At 72.1% G+C, this 15,026-nt stretch carries 17 protein-coding genes and 1 tRNA gene; 8 read left to right on the forward strand and 10 right to left on the reverse strand.

The features are described 5' to 3' along the window. The first annotated feature begins 16 nt into the window (after nucleotides 1-16). Nucleotides 17-775, forward strand: coding sequence for a DUF169 domain-containing protein (locus AC2D8W_RS09335; protein WP_484671309.1), 759 nt, complete (start codon nucleotides 17-19; stop codon nucleotides 773-775). Here the strand turns inward: AC2D8W_RS09335 and AC2D8W_RS09340 are convergent. From AC2D8W_RS09340 to AC2D8W_RS09350, 3 genes are read right to left on the reverse strand one after another with little or no spacing between them, the layout of a single operon-like run. Next, nucleotides 763-1,263 (reverse strand): GNAT family N-acetyltransferase, encoded by a 501-nt coding sequence (locus AC2D8W_RS09340; protein ID WP_484671310.1) that lies wholly within the window; start codon nucleotides 1,261-1,263, stop codon nucleotides 763-765. The genes AC2D8W_RS09335 and AC2D8W_RS09340 overlap by 13 nt on opposite strands. Next, nucleotides 1,256-1,702: a YkgJ family cysteine cluster protein gene (locus AC2D8W_RS09345; protein ID WP_484671311.1), complete on the reverse strand. Its 447-nt coding sequence runs from the start codon at nucleotides 1,700-1,702 to the stop codon at nucleotides 1,256-1,258. Before AC2D8W_RS09345 ends, AC2D8W_RS09340 begins: the two co-directional genes overlap by 8 nt. Before the next feature lie 44 nt (nucleotides 1,703-1,746). Further along, on the reverse strand, nucleotides 1,747-2,652 hold the full coding sequence (locus AC2D8W_RS09350) for a sulfotransferase domain-containing protein (protein WP_484671312.1): 906 nt from the start codon (nucleotides 2,650-2,652) through the stop codon (nucleotides 1,747-1,749). A gap of 176 nt (nucleotides 2,653-2,828) precedes the next feature. Here AC2D8W_RS09350 and AC2D8W_RS09355 point away from each other — a divergent pair, with 176 nt between their 5' ends. Both AC2D8W_RS09355 and AC2D8W_RS09360 read left to right on the forward strand, forming a co-directional pair. Then, nucleotides 2,829-4,037 carry an acyl-CoA dehydrogenase family protein gene (locus AC2D8W_RS09355; protein ID WP_484671313.1) on the forward strand — a complete coding sequence of 403 codons (1,209 nt, stop codon included), beginning with the start codon at nucleotides 2,829-2,831 and terminating at the stop codon, nucleotides 4,035-4,037. Between the two features lie 82 nt (nucleotides 4,038-4,119). Further along, nucleotides 4,120-4,515 carry a limonene-1,2-epoxide hydrolase family protein gene (locus tag AC2D8W_RS09360; RefSeq protein ID WP_293485459.1) on the forward strand — a complete coding sequence of 132 codons (396 nt, stop codon included), beginning with the start codon at nucleotides 4,120-4,122 and terminating at the stop codon, nucleotides 4,513-4,515. A gap of 18 nt (nucleotides 4,516-4,533) precedes the next feature. On the opposite strand, the gene AC2D8W_RS09365 is transcribed toward AC2D8W_RS09360, so the two are convergent. Beyond that, nucleotides 4,534-4,980 carry a surface-adhesin E family protein gene (locus AC2D8W_RS09365; protein WP_293485457.1) on the reverse strand — a complete coding sequence of 149 codons (447 nt, stop codon included), beginning with the start codon at nucleotides 4,978-4,980 and terminating at the stop codon, nucleotides 4,534-4,536. Between the two features lie 148 nt (nucleotides 4,981-5,128). Between AC2D8W_RS09365 and AC2D8W_RS09370 the strand changes: the two genes are divergently transcribed. Continuing rightward, nucleotides 5,129-5,344 carry a hypothetical protein gene (locus AC2D8W_RS09370; protein WP_293485455.1) on the forward strand — a complete coding sequence of 72 codons (216 nt, stop codon included), beginning with the start codon at nucleotides 5,129-5,131 and terminating at the stop codon, nucleotides 5,342-5,344. A 3-nt stretch (nucleotides 5,345-5,347) separates the two neighbouring features. Here AC2D8W_RS09370 and AC2D8W_RS09375 read toward each other — a convergent pair whose 3' ends face one another. Both AC2D8W_RS09375 and AC2D8W_RS09380 read right to left on the reverse strand, forming a co-directional pair. Next, nucleotides 5,348-6,517: a serine hydrolase domain-containing protein gene (locus tag AC2D8W_RS09375; protein WP_484671314.1), complete on the reverse strand. Its 1,170-nt coding sequence runs from the start codon at nucleotides 6,515-6,517 to the stop codon at nucleotides 5,348-5,350. A gap of 57 nt (nucleotides 6,518-6,574) precedes the next feature. Beyond that, nucleotides 6,575-7,852 (reverse strand): tetratricopeptide repeat protein, encoded by a 1,278-nt coding sequence (locus AC2D8W_RS09380; protein ID WP_484671315.1) that lies wholly within the window; start codon nucleotides 7,850-7,852, stop codon nucleotides 6,575-6,577. A gap of 156 nt (nucleotides 7,853-8,008) precedes the next feature. Here AC2D8W_RS09380 and AC2D8W_RS09385 point away from each other — a divergent pair, with 156 nt between their 5' ends. The 3 genes from AC2D8W_RS09385 to AC2D8W_RS09395 all read left to right on the forward strand — a co-directional run bounded on the left by AC2D8W_RS09385 (nucleotide 8,009) and on the right by AC2D8W_RS09395 (nucleotide 10,558). After that, nucleotides 8,009-9,121, forward strand: a complete 1,113-nt coding sequence (locus AC2D8W_RS09385; RefSeq protein WP_484671316.1) for an NAD(P)/FAD-dependent oxidoreductase — start codon at nucleotides 8,009-8,011, stop codon at nucleotides 9,119-9,121. Nucleotides 9,122-9,197: 76 nt separating this feature from the next. Next, entirely contained in the window at nucleotides 9,198-10,148 is a 951-nt protein-coding gene (locus tag AC2D8W_RS09390; protein WP_293485447.1) for an NAD(P)H-dependent flavin oxidoreductase, read from the forward strand. Then, on the forward strand, nucleotides 10,145-10,558 hold the full coding sequence (locus AC2D8W_RS09395) for a hypothetical protein (RefSeq protein WP_484671317.1): 414 nt from the start codon (nucleotides 10,145-10,147) through the stop codon (nucleotides 10,556-10,558). Before AC2D8W_RS09390 ends, AC2D8W_RS09395 begins: the two co-directional genes overlap by 4 nt. Here AC2D8W_RS09395 and AC2D8W_RS09400 read toward each other — a convergent pair. From AC2D8W_RS09400 to AC2D8W_RS09410, 3 genes are read right to left on the reverse strand one after another with little or no spacing between them, the layout of a single operon-like run. Next, the gene (locus tag AC2D8W_RS09400; RefSeq protein ID WP_484671318.1) at nucleotides 10,536-11,771 is read right to left on the reverse strand and encodes a PQQ-dependent sugar dehydrogenase; all 1,236 of its coding nucleotides are present in this window, start codon (nucleotides 11,769-11,771) and stop codon (nucleotides 10,536-10,538) included. The two genes, AC2D8W_RS09395 and AC2D8W_RS09400, sit on opposite strands and share 23 nt — an antisense overlap. An 11-nt stretch (nucleotides 11,772-11,782) precedes the next feature. After that, a complete protein-coding gene (gene asnB, locus AC2D8W_RS09405) occupies nucleotides 11,783-13,468 on the reverse strand; it encodes an asparagine synthase (glutamine-hydrolyzing) (protein ID WP_484671319.1) in 1,686 nt (561 codons plus the stop codon). After that, on the reverse strand, nucleotides 13,468-14,496 hold the full coding sequence (locus AC2D8W_RS09410) for a glycosyltransferase (protein ID WP_293485440.1): 1,029 nt from the start codon (nucleotides 14,494-14,496) through the stop codon (nucleotides 13,468-13,470). The genes asnB and AC2D8W_RS09410 overlap by 1 nt, the downstream gene beginning before the upstream one ends. A 102-nt stretch (nucleotides 14,497-14,598) precedes the next feature. On the opposite strand from AC2D8W_RS09410, the gene AC2D8W_RS09415 reads away from it, so the two are divergent. Beyond that, a tRNA-Met gene (locus AC2D8W_RS09415) sits at nucleotides 14,599-14,675 on the forward strand. A 23-nt stretch (nucleotides 14,676-14,698) separates the two neighbouring features. Here AC2D8W_RS09415 and AC2D8W_RS09420 read toward each other — a convergent pair. Further along, the gene (locus tag AC2D8W_RS09420; protein WP_484671320.1) at nucleotides 14,699-14,920 is read right to left on the reverse strand and encodes a hypothetical protein; all 222 of its coding nucleotides are present in this window, start codon (nucleotides 14,918-14,920) and stop codon (nucleotides 14,699-14,701) included. Nucleotides 14,921-15,026 lie beyond the last annotated feature (106 nt).

A 15,026-nucleotide genomic window follows, 5' to 3' on the forward strand; every position in this document is an offset into this window, starting at 1 on the left:
CGACCGGAGGACGCCCATGGACTGGCCCGCCATCACCGCCGAGCTGGAACAGCTCCTGAAGCTGCGGTCGATCCCGTTCGGGATGAAGCTCTACGAGAACCGCGCCGACATGGAAGCCGTGCCGCGCATCCGGCGGCCGCAGCACGTCCACACCCTGGACCAGCTGGTGGGCCAGGCGGCGCGGCTGGGCTGGACGGTGGGCGTCACGGCCGATGACCTGGTGGGCGCCCAGTGCCGCGCGGTGGTGGGACTTGGCGGGGCCAAGACGCCGGAGTGGATGTCCGGCCGGCACATGACCGGCGTGTGGTTCGAGACGGTGGAGGACGCCAGCGCCCACCAGGCGGCCATGGACTGCGTGCCGGACGGCCGCTACGAGGCGCTCGCGATCGGCCCCCTGGGCGCGGGCAAGATCGCCGACTTCGACATTGCGCTGTTCTATGCGACGCCCGGGGCGATGATCTACTTCATCAACGGGCTGCAGTGGTCGGGCTACAAGAAGTTCGACTGGGGCGTGGTGGGCGAGAGCGCCTGCGCCGACAGCTGGGGCCGGGCGCTGACCAAGCGCGAGCCCAGCCTCTCGATCCCCTGCTTCGCCGAGCGGCGCTACGGCGGCGTCCTCGACGACGAGATGCTGATGGCCACGCCCGGCGAATACCTCGTGAAGGCGATCGCGGGGATGAAGGCGCTCGCGAAGAACGGCTTCCGCTACCCGTTCCCGCAGTACGGGGTGCAGCAGGACGTGCGCGCGGGCATGGCGGTGAGCTACGGTCCCTGAGCGGCCGGAATGCGGTAGATCACGGCGTCGTACTTCGCGCCCGGGCGCTCGGCGACGATCTCGCCGCCGAGCCGTTCGGCGATGCGGCGGCTGGCGGCGTTCTCGACGGCGACGGGCCACACGAACCCCGCGGCCCCGCTCGCGGCCGAGGCCCAGCGCAGCAGGGCCCTCGCCGCTTCCAGGCCGAAGCCCTGCCCATGGGCGTCGACCCGCAGCCAGATGCCGAGCTCGGGCAGGTCGTCGGCCAGCCGCTCGGCGGCCGTGATTCCCAGGCAGCGCCTGGTGTCCCGCAGGCGGATCACGAAGTTCGCCCCGGCCCGCGGGTCGGCTGCGGCCAGCCGGGCGGCGTGCGCTTCGAACTCCGCCCAGGTCGGCGGCTCCCAGGTCATCCATCGCGTGACGGCGGGCGTGATGGCCGCGAACACGTCGGGCGCATCGGTCGTCGTGAAGCGGTCGAGGACAAGGCGCTCGGTCTCGATCTCAGCCACGCCCGGTCTCCACGGCGACCGAGCCATCCGCTCGCTCCGTCACCCTGAGCCCGGCGGAGAGGTCGATCTCGCCGAGGTCGATGTCCTCGCCCGGCGTGATCAGCCAGGCGCGGCGGCCGGCCGTGGCCACCACGATCTTCCCCGACCCCCAGGTGTCCCGCGCCCGGCCCTTCAGCGCCGCATACATCGGGGCGCGCCGCCAGGCCTGGGGATTGCCCGGGTCGCAGCGCGCGATCAGCCATTGGCCTTCGGCGTCCTGGTCGAGCACCACCTTGGTCTGGTCCGGCCGGAAGCGGTGCGGCATCTCCTCGTCCATCAGCCAGACGCACTCGAACGTGCGGCAGGCGTGCGGGCGCCGGTCATAGATCCCGCAGCCCTTTCCCTGCCGGACGTGGGCGCAGGTCACGCCGGCCGGCTTGTCCAGCGCCTCGACCGCCATGACGCGGCAGCACTGGGTGCACGGGCCGCAGGTCCTGGCGCCCTTCAACGCCCCGCCCGGAGATCCGCCTCGAGGGCGGCGTAGTCGGGATGGCCCGTGACCGGCGTGACGAGTTCGCGCCAGCGGGCGTCCATGGCCGCGGAGACGGCGGGCGACATTTCGTGCACGTGGCCGCCCGCGCCGCCCTTGCGCACCTTGGCGGAGTCGCTGCCGGGGGGCAGGTTGCAGCGCGTCTCGGACAGCTGCCGCATGAGGGCGTCGTCGAAGCGGTCCTTGTGTTCGAGCATGTATTGGATGGACGAGCGCTCCAGGGTGAGCGCCAGAAGCTCGTCGGTGAGCGGGATCCCGGCGAAGGCCGCAACCCGGCGGATCGCGGACTCGGGCTCGGCCAGCATGTGCTCGTACGACAGCAGCAGCACGTTCGGCGCGTGGCGGACCTTCCACCACGACAGGAGGTGGCCCCAGTACGAGCCGATGATGGTGCGCTCCAGGTAGGCGCCGGCAAACTCGTCGAGGGTCACCGCGCCTGGTTCCAGGAACCAGCCGCTCATGAAGTGGTAGAACGAGACGAGCGCATCCTTGGGATCGCGCAGGCTGACAAGGGCCTTGGCGCCGGGCGGCAGCTCGTCATGGGCCATGTGGCTCTTGAAACCGCGCGGGTTCGCGCGCTGCTCGGCGTTGATGTCGATCCCGAGGCCGGTGGCGGTCTCGATCCACGGCACGACCGCCGAGATGTCCGGAAAGTCCATATCGCCGCCGGTCCGCAGCGTGTGGAAGATCTGCTGCAGCCAGGTGGTGCCGCACTTGCCGTAGGGGGCGATGACCACATCGGTCGGACGTGGCTTCCAGGCGGCGATCGCCGCGCCGATCTCCTGGGGCGAGAACACCTTGGACGAGAGCGCCTGCAGGTCGGCCATGCTGCGCCCCCGGCGCGCTGCGGTTAGGCTCATGTGGTGGTCCCCCGACGTTCGCGGGTCACCCTAGGACGATGGGCGACGGGGTCAAACCGCGCCCCCACTCGGCCCGCGCCCGCGAAACGCCTCTTCGCTTTCGTTGCGTCATCCGCCTAGGGTGCGTCGCATATTCGCGGGGTCGCGGCTCCGCGCGGAATTCGAGGAGCTTGTCCATGGCCGATTTCGGCGGCGACACCGAACTGGAAGCCTTCCGCGCCGAGGCGCGCAGCTGGCTGGAAGCCAACTTCCCCGCCTCGCTGAAGGGCAAGGGCGCGCTGGCGTCGGCCGAGGTGCGCTCGAACGAGCCCGACCTGGTGAAGTGGCGCAAGGCGATCGGCGAGAAGGGCTGGGGCACCCCCACCTGGCCGGCGCAGTACGGCGGCGGCGGCCTCTCGGTCGCGCAGGCCCGCGTGCTGGGCCAGGAGATGAGCCGGATCGGGGCGTTCAACCCGCTGATGTTCGGCATGGGCGTGACCATGATCGGCCCGACGATCCTGGACTACGGCACCGAGGCGCAGAAGGCCGAGCACCTGCCGCGGATCGTGCGCGGCGAGGTCCAGTGGTGCGTGGGCTACTCCGAGCCGAACGCCGGCTCCGACCTGGCGTCGCTGCAGACGCGGGCGGTGGACGCCGGCGACCACTGGGTGATCAACGGCCAGAAGACCTGGACGAGCGGAGCCCAGTACTCGGACTGGTGCGGCCTCCTGGTGCGGACCGACCCGCAGGCCAAGAAGCACGAGGGCATCAGCTTCCTGCTCGTGAACATGAAGCAGCCGGGCATCGAGACCCGGCCGATCGGCCTGATCTCGGGCGCCTCGCCGTTCTGCGAGACCTTCTTCACCGACGCGGTGGCGCCGAAGGAGGCGCTGCTGGGCCAGCTCAACGTCGGCTGGACGGTGGGCAAGCGCCTGCTGCAGCACGAGCGCGCCAGCCAGACCGGCGCCTCGATGGGCGGCCGCCCGCCGGCGGCGCTGAACACCATCGCCAAGAAGTACCTCGGGACCGACGACAAGGGCCGGCTGGCCGACGTCGACTTCCGCTCGCGGCTGGTGAAACACGAGATGGACGCCAAGGCCCATGCGCTGACGCTGGCGCGCGCGGCGGCCGAGGCCAAGGGCAACAACAGCCCCGGCAACGCGCCGTCGGTGCTGAAGAACTCGGCCACCTGGGTCGCCCAGACCCGCGCCGAGCTGACGCTGGAACTGATGGGCTCGCAGGGCCTGGGCTGGGAAGGCGACGCCTTCAACGAGCACGAGATCGAGGCCGTCCGCAGCTGGCTCTGGGGCAAGGCCATGTCGATCTACGGCGGCAGCCAGGAGGTCCAGTTCAACATCGTCTCGAAGCGGATCCTGGGCCTGCCGGATACGACGCAGAGCGCCTGACGCGAGGCGCGGCCATAACCTCGCAGGTAATCGCGGGGCGGCCCCGGGCATGATGGTGTGCGGGCGACAACAGGAGCCCGCCATGACCGCCCAGAGCCCGATCGACGTCGTGACCGCCTTCATGAAGGCGATGGAGCAGAAGGACTACGACGCCGGCGTGGTCCACGTCGCGGACGACTGCCATTACGAAAACATGCCGATGGGCGTCGCCAAGGGGCCGGCGGGCGTGCGCGCCGTGCTCGAGCCCTTCTTCGCGCCCATCGTCGAGAACGAGTTTCAGGTGCTCCGCCAGGCGACCAACGGGCCGATCGTCTTCATCGAGCGGCTGGACCGCCACCGCCTCCCCGACCGCTGGGTCGAGCTGCCCGTGACCGGGGTCTACGAGGTGCGCGATGGCAAGATCGTGTTCTGGCGCGAGTACTTCGACATCGCGACCCTCTACCGGGCCTGGCCCGAACTGCAGGCCGCCGCGGGGTAGCCCGGCGGCCGCCGCCCGTCAGGGTGGCGGAGGACCGCCGCAGGCGAAGGTCATGCGCACCTCGCCGACCGAGCCCTTCCCGGGCGCGGCCCAGGGCGTGACCTTGAACGCCGGGGAGCGCCGGCCGCGGCCCTTGAGGCCGGGCGCCTCGTAGTAGAGCTCGTCCACCACCCGCGAGAGCTGCCGCGGACAGTCGAACTCGCCCAGGCTCTCCACGGACTGGAAGGTCAGGCCGTCCCGGTGGTGGACCTTGTCGGAGTCGTAGGCCGTCCAGACGCGGCGGACGCCGTCCACGGCGACCGCCTGCGGCCGCATGTACACGAAGGTGTCTTCGCTGGCGGTGACCAGGGTCCAGCCGGCCTGCTCCATGGCCGCCACGGGCGCGCTGTCCTGCGCCGCCGCCGTGACCGCGAGGGCGATCGCCGAGAGCCCCAGTGTTCCGATCGCGCGCGCCCGGTTTCGCATCGCGCCAGGAACGCAGGAACGGCCGCGAAGTCCAGTCCCATCGCCGCCCGGTGAACGGCCGTTGAACGCCGCTCTCAGCCGCAGCTCAGCGCCGCGCCCCTATCCTTGGGACGATCCGCGAATTCCGCGGAGCGCACGAGGTGACATCATGGCGGGTTCCGCCATCCATTGGGAGCTCCTGGACCACGGGGCTGACAGGCCGGTCGAGATCGGCGACGCGGTGTCCGCCGAAGCCGGAGGGATGCCGATCTGGCGGGTGGTCGGCTTCGCCGGGTCCAAGGCCTGGCTCGACGACGAGCGCGGAGCGACGCGGTGGCTGACCTCGCTGGAGCCCTTCCGCTGGCGCCTGCCGAAGGCGGCCTGAGGCTTACGGGACGGTGCGCGCCGCGGCGCGCACCGCTTCCACGAACGCCGTGCGCGCGGCGGACAGGTCGCGCCCGGTCGCCCGGGGCCACGCGGAGTTGACCACCACCACGAGGCGCTCCTCGGGCACGATGAGGATCTGCTGGCCGAAGATGCCGCGCGCCTCGTAGCCGCCCTCGCGGCGCATCCACCAGAAGTAGCCGTAGCCGCCGGTGGGATTGTCGATCTGCTTCGAGGCCGCCTCGGTGGTCCAGCCGGGCGGCAGGATCTGCTTCCCGCCGGCCTTGCCGCCGTCCAGCATGAACTGTCCGATGCGGCCGTAGTCGCGCAGGGTCATGGACATGCAGCAGCCGCCCCGCTCGTGGCCGGCCAGATCCGTCATCCAGATGCCGTCGCGCTCCATGCCGTAGGGCTTCCAGATCTTCTCGGAGGCGTACTCCGCGAGGCTCTTGCCGACCGCGTTGGACACCAGCACGCCCACCAGGTCGGTCTCGCCGGTGTTGTAGTGGAACGTCGAGCCCGGCGCGTTCTCGCGCGGCAGCCTGCGCATGTAGCTGACGATGGGGTTGACCTTGGGGTCCTCGATGACCGAGCCGGCGGTGGCCACGTCGGACTTCGGGTCGACGTAGTCCTCGTTCCACTTCACCCCCGAGCTCATCATCAGGAGCTGGCGCACCGTGACGCCGTCGTGGCCCGACCCCTTCAGCTCGGGGATGTAGTCCGTGACCACCGAGTTCAGGCTCTTGATCTTGCCGTCCTGGAGGGCCGCGCCCACAAGGGTGGCGGTGACGGACTTGGCGACCGAGAACGAGGTCCAGCGGTCCTCGGGCCGGCGGCCCAGGCCGTAGCGCTCCATCAGGATCTTCCCGTCCTTCAGGACCAGCACCCCCGAGACCCTGAAGGCCTCCATGTACTCGGCCGTCGTCCAGGTGCGGCCGTCGTGCGTGTACGAGACGTCGATCGTCTTCGCCGCCGCCGGCAAGGCGCGAACCTTCGGGCCGCGCGCGATGACCTTGGCCTCGAACAGGTCCTCCATGGCGCGGTAGCCACGGCTCTGGAGTTCGGGGGGCCATGCCAGGATCATCGGCGTGTCGGCCGACTTCGGCTTCTGCGCGGCGGCCGGGGAGGCGGCAAGCGCCAGGGCCGCCAGGGCCAAACCGATGGATCGCAACATGGAATCCCTCCCACACGCCGTGTCGGCGCGGAACCTAGTCGCTGCGGCGCAGGAGGGCTAGGCGGCTCGCGGCATCGCGGCCCGGCGCTCGGCGACGAGCGCCTCGTGCAACGCCGTCTCGCCCGCCCGGCGCGCCGCGTCGATCAGGGTCAGGTCCAGGAGGTCGCGCTGCGCATGGCTGCCGCCGAAGCGGCCGGCCCGGTTGCGGACATCGCGCAGCAGCTCGACGGCGCGGCCATGCCGCCCCCGGCCGTGTGCGAGCATCGCCTCGGCGACCGGCAGCCCCACGTCCCGCGAGAACGCGGCGTTGTCGCCGGCGCCCTCGACGGCCCGGGCGATCTCGGCCACCGCCGCCTCGGCCTCGGCGTCGCGGCCCGCGCCGACCAGGGCCATCACCGCGTGGACGTCCTCGAAGGCGTAGTGGCCGAGGCGATGCTGCGACCAGGCGTCGGCCAGGGCCTGCCAGCGGCCGCCGACGTCGACGCCGCGCAGCCGGAGGCGCCACAGGAGGGCCGAGGCGTCCACCATGTCGAACGCGAGGCCCGAGGGCTCCCCGAAGACCGGCCCGTCGTAGAGCTCGAGCACGGCGTCGATCTCGTCGAGGCCGAGGTGGAAGAGGGCCGTGTGCCACCAGTTGTGCACGAGGAAGAAGCTCTCGGGGGTCCAGGCGGCGGCGTCGTCGCGCATGAAGCGCACGCCCTCGGCGCGGCGGTCCTGCATCTCCAGCACATGGGCGACGGCGTGACGCGCCCAGTTGTTGCGAGGTTCGAGGGCGCAGGCCTCGCGGCCGGCCGCCTCCGCCCGGTCGTAGAGCGCCGTCTCCTCCAGCCCGAACGCGTGCAGGCCGAGGACGGCGTGATACCCCGGCATGTCCGGGGTCCAGCGGGCCCGCGCGCGGCCGATCCGGTCGCGGAGCATGCGGGAATCGCCCAGCAGGAAGTCCATGGTCTGCCCCACCTGGAGCGCCAGGACGTCGTGCGGCCACGCGATCGCGACATCCTCGAGGATCCGCGCGGCCCTGCGGATCTCGCCTGCGAGCATCGCCTCCGCCGCGGCGACGTGCCCCGCCTCGCGGGCGTTCATCGGCAGGTCGCGGGCCGCGGACACCGCGGCGGCGGCCATGCCGCGGATCGCCGGGTTGCTGCCGATCGCCGTCATGTAGGCCTTCAGCACATGGGCCATGACGAAGCCGGGGTTCTGCTTCAGCACCGCCTTCACCTGGTCGAACGGAGCGCCGGCGTAGCGGTGGTATGCGTCCAGGGCGGCCTGGAAGAGCTCCAGCGCCGCCGCGTTCGCTCCGCTGTACTCGAGGCCGTAGTGGTCCTTCACCGTCATGTCTCGGATCCTGTGGCCCGCTCGGGGTCGCCGTTCGATTTGCGGCCCTTATACAATCCGTGACCGTGGGGACGTCAGACCCTGATGTTCGCGAGGCCGCGGGCCTCCGTTTCCTCGGGGCGTGACACGGCTGGCCCGGACAGCTAACCCCGCGTCATGGCCGATTTCGATTTCGACGCGGTGGTCGTGGGCGCGGGCGCCGTCGGGCTGGCGTGCGGCCACGCGTTGAGCCGCCGCGGGCTGGCGGTGGCGGTGCTGGAGCAGGACGTCGCCATCGGCCAGGGCGTCTCGTCGCGCAACTCCGAGGTCATCCACGGCGGCCTCTACTATCCCACCGGGTCGCTCAAGGCGCGGCTCTGCGTCGAAGGGCGGCGACGGCTCTACGCCTTCTGCGACGCGCACCACGTGGCCTACGACCGCTGCGGCAAGCTGGTGGTGGCGACGACGGCGGACGAAGTGGCGCGGCTGGAGGCGATCTACGACCAGGCCCAGGCCAATGACGTCGAAGGCATGGAGCGCCTGAGCCGGGCGCAGGCCCTGGCGATGGAGCCCGAGCTGGCCTGCGAGGGCGCGCTGCTCTCGCCGCAGAGCGGGGTCTTCGAAAGCCACGCCTACATGCTGGCGCTGCAGGGCGAGATCGAGGCGGCCGGCGGGGCGGTGGTGCTGGCGACGCCGTTCGAGGCCGCGACGCCGCTGGAGGGCGGCGGGTTCTCCGTGGCGGCCGGCGGCGCCGAGCCGACGACGCTGACATGCCGCTACCTGGTGACGGCGCCCGGCCTGTCGGCCCAGGCGGCGGCGGCGCGGATCGAGGGCTTCCCGCCCGCCCTCATCCCGCAAGGCCACTACGGCAAGGGCATGTACTTCCGGCTGGCGGGCAAGGCGCCGTTCCAGCGCCTGATCTATCCGCCGCCGATCCCGGGCGCTCTGGGGACCCACTACCGCCGCGACCTGGGCGGCCAGGGGGTCTTCGGGCCGGATCTCAACTTCGTCGACGAGCTGGACTACACTGTCGATCCCGCGGCGGCGGACGGGTTCTACCGCTACATCCGCAAGTTCTGGCCGTCGTTGCCCGACGGCGCGCTGAGCCCCGACTACGCCGGGATCCGGCCGAAGATCCATGGCCCGGGCGAGCCTCAGCCGGACTTCCGGCTCGACGCGCGGGACGTCCACGGGCTGCCGGGACTGGTCGCGCTGTTCGGGATCGAAAGCCCGGGCCTGACCTCGTCGCTGGCCATCGGCGAGGAGGTGGCGGCGCGGCTGGGGCTCTAATCTCTCCCCGCCTGGGGAGGGCAGGAGGGTTTGAGTTTTTGTCGGGCCTCCGCATAGTTTCGTCAGGGAGGACGGCATGAAGAACCGCATCACGGAACTGCTGGGCGTCGCGCATCCGATCGTGCAGGCCCCGATGGGCTGGATCGCCCGCGCGCAGCTGGCCAGCGCGGTGTCCAACGCCGGCGCCTTCGGGATCATCGAGACCTCGTCCGGCCGCCTCGACGAGGTGCGCGAGGAGGTGAAGAAGATGAAGACCCTCACGGACAAGCCGTGGGGGATCAACGTGGCCCAGGCCTTCGTGCGCGACCCCGACATCGTGAGCTTCGTGGCCGACCAGGGCGTGCGGTTCGTGACGACCTCGGCCGGCGACCCGAACCGCTACTGCGACGCGCTGAAGGGCCGGGGGCTCACCGTGTTCCACGTGGTCCCCTCCCTGGCGGCGGCCGAGAAGGCGATCGCGGCCGGCGTGGACGGGCTGGTGGTCGAGGGCGGCGAGGGCGGCGGCTTCAAGAACAGCCGCGAGGTCGCGACCATGGTCCTCCTGCCGCTGGTGGCGTCGAAGACCGACCTGCCGATCATCGCCGCCGGGGGGATCACCGACGGCCGCTCGATGGCCGCAGCCTTCGCGCTGGGGGCCGAGGGCGTGCAGATGGGCACCCGCATGGTCTCGGCCGCCGAGAGCCCGGTGCACCAGAACTGGAAGGACATGATCGTGAACGCCAAGGAGACCGACACGGTCTTCCTGAATCGCCACGGTCCGGGCCCGGCGCTGCGGGCGCTGCGCACCGAGAAGACCACGCGCCTGGAGCTGGAGCCGCCGCCGAACGTCATGGCCGAGATGGCCAACGCCCTGCAGCTCTATTTCGGCGGCGACATGGAGGCGGCGATCGCGCTGACCGGCCAGGTCGCCGGCCGCATCGACAGCGTCAAGCCGGTGGCGCAGGTGATCTCCGAGACCATCGCCGAGTTCGAGGCGGTGATGACACGCCTGGGCGCGCAGTACGGGAAGGCGGGCGCGCCGGCGTGATCCCGGGACCCGCCGTCGCGGCCCGGATCTTCCTCGCCCTGCAGGCGGTGGCGATCCTGTTCCAGCTCGCGCTGGCGGCCGGCGCGCCCTGGGGCGAGTACGCCATGGGCGGCGCGTTTCCCGGCGTCTTCCCGCCGGAGATGCGGGTCGCCGCCCTGGCGCAGGCCGGCCTGCTGGCGGGCATCGGCTACATCGTCGCGCGGCGCGCCGGGCTGATCCGCGGGCGTGGTCCGGCGCCCCGGTGGCCCGCCTGGCTGGTGGTCGGGTTCCTGGGGGTCGGGCTCGTGCTGAACCTGATCACGCCCAGCGCCATGGAGCGGCTCATCTGGGCGCCGGTGCTGACGGTGCTGTTCGTGATGGCGCTCCGCGTCGCGGCCGCGCCGCCGACTACTTCGGCGCCACCCGGATGATGCGGCCGGCGTCGCTGTCGACGCCGATGTAGAGCGCGCCGTCGGGACCGACCGCGATCGGGCGCAGGCGCTCCTTCACCTCGGCCAGGAGGCGCTCCTCGCCCACCACCTTGTCGCCGTCCAGCGTCAGGCGCGAGAGGTAGCGCGGCCCCATGCCGGTGACGAACAGGCTGCCCTTCCAGGCGGGGACCTGGGCGGCCTCGTAGAACGCCATGTCGCCGGGCGCGAGCACCGGGTCCCAGTAGTAGATCGGCTGTTCCATGCCGGCCTTCCGGGTGATCCCCTCGCCCACCGGGCCGCCGGCGTACTCGATGCCGTAGGTGATCGTGGGCCAGCCATAGTCGCGGCCCTTGCGCACGATGTTCAGTTCGTCGCCGCCGCGGGCGCCGTGCTCGACCTCCCAGAGCTCGCCGGTCCGCGGGTGGAGCGCCGCGCCCAGGATGTTGCGGTGGCCGATCGAGAAGATCTCGGGCCGCGCGCCCGCCCGTCCGACGAACGGATTGTCCTTGGGGATCGAGCCGTCGGTGTTGATGCGGACCACCTTGCCCAGGGTTCCGTCCATGCGCTGGGCCTGCATGCGGCCCTCGAGGACGGAGCGTTCGCCACCGGTCACGAAGAGCGTGCCGTCGCGGCCGAACACCAGCCGCCCGCCGTAGTGCTTCGTCGACGCCAGCGACGGCGTCTGGCGATAGATCACGCGGACGTCCTCGAGGCGCGGCGTCCCGCCCGTGGTCACCAGCCGGCCGCGGGCCACGGCGCCGTTGTTCTTCCCGTCCTTCGGGGGCTCCACGTAGTGGAGGTAGACGAGGCCGTTCCGGGCGAACTGCGGGTCCAGCGCGATCCCCTGCAGGCCGCCCTGGTCGCGTGCGTCCACGGCAGGGACGCCGGCCACCGGCTCGGAGAGGCGACCGTCCTTGAACAGGCGCAGCCGCCCGGGCTTCTCGGTGATCAGCAGGCCGCCGTCGGGCGTGAAGGCGAGGCCCCACGGCTTGACCAGTCCGGTCACGTGGTCGGTGACCTGGTAGTCGACGCCGGCCTTGACCTCCGGCGCGCGGGTCTGGCCGGCGAAGGCGGGCGTCTGGTCCTTCCCGTTCGGCGCGCGGGTTTCCACAGGGGCCCCGGAGGCGCCCTGCGCCTGGGCGCGGTCGGGGGCCGCGTTGCAGGCGGCGGCAAGGAGGGCGGTCGCGCAGGCGGCGGTCAGCAGCGTCTTCAAGGGGATCTCCGTCAGCTCGGAAGCACAGTGCGAAGCGCGTCGTCGGGTTGCGCGCCCTCCAGATGTATGAGCGACCAGACGGCAAGGAAGAGCAGCGGCCAGCGGCCCGTTCCCTGCCGCATGCGGTCTTCGGCGTCCGGGACGAGCCGGCGGACGGCGGCGACCCGGGCGATGCGCGGCGCAAGGTCGCCCGCGCGGGGCGCGATCCAGGCCTCCACCGGCGTCGTGAACCCCTGCTTCTTCGCCCAGGGCCGGGCGGCCGGGCAGGCGCGCTCGAGCCACTTGCGCAGGATCCACTTGCCGTAGCCGCCATGCGTCTTCAGCCGGTCGGGGAGCGACCACGCGAAAGCGGCGACCGCCGGGTCGAGGAAGGGTGTGCGCCCCTCGAGCCCGTGCGCCATCAGGCAACGGTCCAGCTTCAGCAGCAGGTCGTTGGGCAGCCAGGTGACGACATCGGCCCACTGGGCCTGCTGGAGCGCGCTCAGCCCCCGGGGTGGGCGCGCCGCGTCGCGCCAGGCTGCGAGGACCTCAGGCGACGTCCCGCGCGGTTCTGCGGGGCGCCCGCCGAGCAGCCGGGGCCGCAGCGCGCGCCGGTAGCGGCCGTATCCGGCGAAGAGCTCGTCCCCGCCCTCGCCGGTGAGGACGACGGTGAGGCTGTCCCTGGCGGCCTCGGCCAGCTTGTAGGTGGGCAGCGTCGCATAGTCGGCGGTGGGGTCGTCCATGGCCCAGGCGACCTGCGGAAGGATCCGCCAGAAGTCCGCCTCGCCGAAGGTGGTCTCGCGCCAGTCCAGGTCCAGCGCCCGGGCGACGGCCTCGGCCGCGGCGCGCTCGTCCGCAGCGCCCGGGGCGTCGAAGCCGCAGGTGAAGGCCGTGACCGGGCGCGTGTTCAGCCGCGCCATCAGGGTGGCGATGGCGGCCGAGTCGACGCCGCCCGAGAGGAACAGGCCGTAGGGCGCGTCGGAACGCTGGTGCACGCGCACGCTGTCCTCGAGCACGGCGTCGAGGGCGGCGATCGGGTCATCCGCCGCGCGCGCCTCGACCTGCGGGTTCAGCGGGAGCGGCGCGCGGCGGTGGTTCGCCACGATGCGGCCGTCGCGAACCTCGATGACCTCGCCGGGCGCGACGCGGCGCAGGCCCTGGAAGGGCGTGCGCTCGCCGAGCACGTAGTTCAGCTCCAGCAGCTCGCGCGCCGCGGTTTCGTCCAGCGCCCGCTGCATCAGGCCGGCGGCGAAGAAGGCGCGCGGCTCGGAGGCGAAGGCCAGGCCGCCGGCGTGCTCCATCAGGTACAGCGGCTTGATGCCGAATGGATCGCGGGCCAGGAACGTCCGCCCGTCGGGTCCCACCAGGCAGAGCGCGTACATGCCGCGCAGGCGCTCGAAGGCGGAGGGGCCCTCGCGCGCGTAGAGGTGCAGCAGCGGCTCGAAGTCGGACCCGGTGGCCAGATGCGGGCCCAGCTGGTGGTCGCGCGTCAGCTCGACGTAGTTGTAGATCTCGCCGTTGCCGACGACCGCGCCGCCGGCGGCGTGCAGGGGCTGCCATCCGCCTTCCAGGTCGATGATCGACAGCCGCGCGTGGGCGAGCGCCGCGCCCGGGAGCTGCTCCAGCCGCACGCCGTCGGGCCCACGGTGGGCGATCGCGCGGATCATCGCCTCGGCGCGGGAGTCGTCCCCGCCGAGCTGCCCGGCGATGCCGCACATCAGGCGGCTCCGTGATCGGCGAAGAGGGCCTGCCACTGGGCGACGACGGCGCTCTCCGAGAACTGCGAGGCGACGCGCTGGACGCCCGCCGCGGCGAAGCGGGCGCGAAGGCCGGGGTCGTCCAGCAGGCGCGTGACCCCGGCCGCCAGGGCCTCGGCGTCGTCGATGGGGACCAGGAGCCCGTCGCGGTCGTGCTGGATCAGCGCCTTGGGCCCCTGGCTCTCGGCGGCGACGACGGGCAGTCCGTGGGCCCAGGCCTGGATGACCACATTGCCCAGCGGCTCGTAGCGCGAGGGGAACACGCAGACGTCCGCGGTCCGGTAGAGCGCCGAGGCGTCCGCCCGCCAGCCGAGGAAGCGGACGCGCGGCGCGACGCCCAGCGCCTCGGCGAGCCCCTTCAGCTTGGCTTCCTGGGGGCCCGCCCCGGCGATCCACAGATAGGCGTCCGGCAGCCGGGTCAGGGCCTGCAGGCTGACGTCATGGGCCTTGTTCTCGTGCAGGCGGCCCATGGCCAGCAGCAGCGGCGCGTCCGCGGGCGTGTCGAGGGTCGCGCGATCCACCGGCGCGCGCTCGGCGGCGGCGGCGGCGAAGTTGGGGATGCAGGTGACCCGCCCCGCAGGCCAGCCCTGGTCCACGATCCAATCCGCGATGTCCTCGGTGTTGGCGACCAGGTGATCGAAGCCGCGGTAGTACTTCAGGCTGTAGTAGCCGCCGAGCCGGCCGATGCGGGCCCAGGGCCCCCGCGGCGTGTGACGCGCGGCGCGGTTCATCCAGGCGAGAGCGACACGGGTTCCGTTGAGCGCCGCGAAGCCTGCGACGGCCGGCCGGGTGATGATGTCCAGCGGGCCGCCGAAGTGGAGCACCTTCACCGGAATGCCGGCCTTGCGCAGGCGCGCCTCGCGCAGCGGATTGCGCCGGATCGCCGCCGCTTCCGCCACGCCGGCCCGCTTCAGCGCCTTCAGGAGGTCAACGAAGTAGGTCTCCGCGCCGCCTTCGCCGGCCGTTCCCAGGAGGTGCAGGACGCTCATCGCAGCATCGAGCCTAGCGCGCCTGCCGTCCGCGCCCAAGCGCTTGAAGCGCGGCGGCATCGCCCCTATAAACCGCGCCTCCCGTGGTGGGGTGTCGCTCGTGGCTGGGTAGCTCAGCTGGTTAGAGCGGTGGATTCATAACCCACAGGTCGGCGGTTCGAGCCCGCCCCCAGCTACCAGCGACGCTCCACCACGTGGTTTCTCAGGCCGCCGCATCCGACTGCGCGTCGCCGATCGGCGACTCGTCGTCCGCGCCCTTGATCACCACGCAGGCGACGTGGCCCGCGGCCTCGGCCTTGCGGGCGGCCCCCGTGGCGGCGGCGGTGGCGGTGTCGAGGCTGGAGTAGGGGCCGAAGCGCTTCTCGCCCAGGCCGACGGTCCAGACCCCGTCCACCCGGTCCACCGTGTACACGACCTCGGCCATCGTCCGCCGCCCCGCTCCCGAACGCGGAAGCTTGGCCGCGATTCTCCCTGGGAGGCGAACGCGATGCGTCTGGCACGCGAATTGTTGCGTAACGCGTTAGGCGGGC

It is taken from the genome of Phenylobacterium sp. T106, assembly GCF_057219735.1.